The sequence below is a fragment of the Pedobacter sp. 05L430 genome (genome assembly GCF_056397585.1).
This window is the reverse complement of record NZ_JBFTNT010000350.1, coordinates 1-4,064: the sequence shown is the minus strand read 5'-3', so window position 1 is coordinate 4,064 and position 4,064 is coordinate 1. Positions and strand designations below refer to the sequence as shown.

Genomic DNA, 4,064 nt, shown 5'->3' with positions numbered 1-4,064 from the left:
GATCAAATCCTGTTAAACCAGCGCCAAAAGATACCAATGTTTTTATCCCCTTTGAATTAAAACCAAGTCGAGGCCGCCAATCGCATAAAAACCAGAGTGATATAGTTGAATATATTGGGCTGGAGACTGAGATAGCTACAATTGACCAGTAACCAAATCCTTTCCAAGCTAAAAACATACCAGTAAGTAAACTACCTACAGTGCTTAAAATCTGAATTCTCGACAAAGTTTTAAACTTCATCTGCCTCTTCATTAACGCATTATGCTGAAGAGAAAATCCTGTAATAAAAATACTTGCGGCAAACACAAGAGTCATATTCAGAAGTCGCTCTTCCTTATAAAAGGCAACTAAAAGTGGTGCTAAAAGCGACACAATTAGTGCTATAACAAAACTAACACCGATGCTTATCCAAAAGATGGAGTTCACCTGGTCATCTTTTAGTTCCTTTGTTTGAATAACTGCCGAAGATAAACCTAAGTCTTTAAATACAGTGATAAACCCAGTTATTGTAGTTACCATAGCTACCAAACCGTAATCTCCCGGCACCAATAACCTGGCTAGGATAATGGTAGACAGCATATTTATTCCAAAAGACAATACCTGGCCGGCAACAGTGTTAAAACCACCTGAAATAGAATGCGACTTTAAATCTTGCGTCAGATGGGACGTTTCTAGCCATTTATTATACTGTTTGTCTCGGTTCATCTATGAGCGTAGTAGTTTAGGGTGCTGATTAAAATATAGTAAATCAATATTTATGCTAACATTTAGATCAGCGTTGGATTATTGGTAGTACAAGATCTTATTGATTCATTTAATAATGAAACAACCTTATCCCAACTAAAGCCCTTTGCAAAAGAAATCCTTTCTGAATGCAAGGCAGAATTATCTTCAGACAAGGCCTTAGTTATTAGATCTGCGAACTCTGGCGCATCATTAGCAAGATAAGTATGTTCTGAAAATACTTCTTTCATTGTATTAGTAGACTTTGCAACTACAGGTTTCCCCATCGCAAGATATTCTACTATTTTTAAAGGAAAGTTACCAATAGTAATTTCATTAAGTAACTGTGGATTTATACAAACGGAAAAATATTGCACATAAGAAGGAATATTTTTCTTATCTATTTTACCAAAAAAATGAACATTTTTCATTTCATGTAAAATACTCTTACTAAATTCCTTGTCCTCTTCACCAATTAAAACGAAGTTATATTCTGGTTTTGCAGTTGCTATATTGATGATTAAATCCAGATCAAGTCTTAAAGAGCTTAGCGCCCCAACATAACCTATTATTGGTTTATCCAGATTTTTTAGCCGCGCCGGGATATCATGCAATATATCATTATTAAAAAGCTCAAGATCTACGCCGTTTCCAATGTAAAAACTATTTGGGTTATATTTTTTGGCGCTTCTAACGAAGTCATTGGAGTTACAAATCACAAGATCCGACTTTTTTATCAATTTAGGTTCTAGAGCCTCACCATGTCTTTTCCAATAATCAACACCAAGCGTATAATCCCTATCAAGATATATATATAGGTCTGGCTTCAATAATTCCTTTAAGTAAAAGCTCCTGAATATATCTTTATCATTGATAAGAATAAAGGAGTCAAAGTTTAGCGCCGACAATGCTTGTTTAATGTCCCTGGCAAACCGCCTGTTATTTACATAATTGAAAAGAGAAAATACTTTTGTTGAGGGGATCCAATTAATTKACTCTAACAAGCTATTCGTATTTAATACGTATAGATTATCAGTTAAACTCCTTGTTCCGGTGCCTCCATTTTTTATAAGCTTAATATGCTCTTTTACATAACGGTCGTTGTCCTTTGACAGTAATGTTTTTCTATCAATAGGAGGATTTACGAATAATACTCTGTGCTTTTTTGCCAATTCTTTAGCTAAGCTTGTGGAAGTTGACTCCCGATCTGTATTTATTCGCTGCAAACTGACAAAAACAAAATTCATTAAAATACGCTTTTATATCTATTAATAACTGGTAGATCGATAAGATACAATAAAATTCAAAACAATAAGCTATCCAAAACAAGTCTGTTTTCTACGATTGTTTTTAATATCCATTAAAGATAACCTAAACTAAGTAATACCGCAACTCTTTCTAATAGATAAAGCTTTCACAATTAACAACTTAAATTAGACCCGACAATAATTCATTGCCGCGTTTAATTAATGATATAAGTTCAAGGAAAGTTGAATTTAGGAGAAAGAAATAATAAAAATTGGGGAAAATTTTCCACACAAAACACATATTATTACTGCTCCAAACTATCAAATCAAGCGCTAAATGCTTTTAAGCGTAGAAAAAAAATAAAAAAACTTTCTTTCTCAATAAAAAAAACTATTTTTATTGAGAAAAACATTCCCCATTACAAATATTACGCCACTTATTATAGGATAGGGATTTATAATTAGACAGTGTCGCAATGGTAAATGTTATTTGTTTAGAACGAAAATCAACAGTAATTAAAAATTATTTTACATGTAAATTATGACAGTGAAAACAAGGAGTTACCTATTCTTATTTACAATTATCATTTTATTAGCCTGTAAAAAAAGTACAATTCCTGTAGARGAAGTTCCACTCCCCGAAACCGAAAAACCTGTCCCTCCACCAAAGGATACGGTTGCTGCCCCCGAAAATGCAACTGTCTTAAATTTAGGAACCGGCTCAGGTAATCTATCTATCGATGGAAAAACACTGGGAATAACATCAAATACTATAATAAAAATAAAAGGTGGTTCATATAATGGTATACAAATAAGTAATATCAATGGTACTAATAAACCTGTAATAGTTCAAAACGACGGACTTGTTCAACTAATTGGAAACAAACAAATAAAACTCTCCAATTTAAACAACGTTACTATAAGTGGAAATGGAACCCCCGGAATTTCAAGAGGATTTCTCTTTAAAGACAGAACTGTAGATGGAGCCCCATTCCAATTAACAGATAACATCAACAACTTCACAATACAAAATGTATCATTTCAAAATCTTGTGACCTATGGTTGTATTCAATATACCCCGCAAAACATCTACAATGGGTCAGAAAATTCTTATAGCAAAAATTTAAAATTCCTGAACATTGATTGCGACAACACAGGTACCTTAATCAGGTTTAGAGGATCTGCTCAAGACAATATCATAAAGGGGCTGATAAAGGATATTGAAATTGCTTATGTTACATTTAAAAACTCCACAAAAGTAGGAAGTGCGGTGGTATTAGAGAGCGTAGATTCCTATAATATTCACCATAATGTTATAAAAGACATCAATCAGGAGAGCAGCAATCATAACGGAATTTTCTATCTGATTGGTAATGGTAAATTTTATAATAATTACGTAAAAGATCACCAGGGAAATGCAATAAGAGCGTGGTGCTTTAGCTTAGGAGATAGTCCTAAAGAGGTTTTAATTTTTAATAATATTGTTGCCAATTCAAGAGAGTATAGTGCCTTTGAACTCCAAACGTTCAAAAGAAACATTATGCCAGGAAAAACAACATATGTAAATGCGAAAGTCTTTAATAATACATGTGGAAATTTACTGCCAAAATCAGGTACCTTCCCTGCTCAGATTTTAGACTTGTATACACAGGAAGGTGGAAAATGCGAAGTTTTTAATAACCTCGGATATCAATTCCCTTTGGTTGGCCAATATAACACAAACCCAATTTGGAACCAGCTGGGTAACACAAAACCTTCCTCTTATTCCAACAAATATTTCAAAACCTATGCGGATGCCGGAATAACAGATAACGTAAAATTCAGTTTAGCTTCCAATTCAGCAACCAAAAGTTCAGGAGGAGCAATTTCGCTGCAAAATTTCGATCCTTCTTTAATCAAACTAATAAGCGTAGACTATTACGGTAAAGCCAGATCAACAAGCAATCCTTCAATTGGGGCAGTAGAATAAAAGATTTTCTTATTTAAGTTGATATTTCTTACCAAAAAACTTTGAGTAATATCTTTTTAACAATAAAACTATCTCTCTATACCATATCTTTTTAACAATAAAACTATCTCTCTATACCCGTTTA

At 33.3% G+C, this 4,064-nt stretch carries 3 protein-coding genes; 1 reads left to right on the top strand and 2 read right to left on the bottom strand.

The features are described from left to right. The coding region (locus AC1DG9_RS24420; protein ID WP_477635408.1) for an oligosaccharide flippase family protein at nt 1-706 on the bottom strand (706 nt) is incomplete at its 3' end. Between the two features lie 62 nt (nt 707-768). After that, nucleotides 769-1,971: a glycosyltransferase gene (locus AC1DG9_RS24415; protein WP_477635407.1), complete on the bottom strand. Its 1,203-nt coding sequence runs from the start codon at nt 1,969-1,971 to the stop codon at nt 769-771. Between the two features lie 541 nt (nt 1,972-2,512). Between AC1DG9_RS24415 and AC1DG9_RS24410 the strand changes: the two genes are divergently transcribed. Next, entirely contained in the window at nt 2,513-3,940 is a 1,428-nt protein-coding gene (locus AC1DG9_RS24410) for a hypothetical protein (protein WP_288883301.1), read from the top strand. Nucleotides 3,941-4,064: the final 124 nt, after the last annotated feature.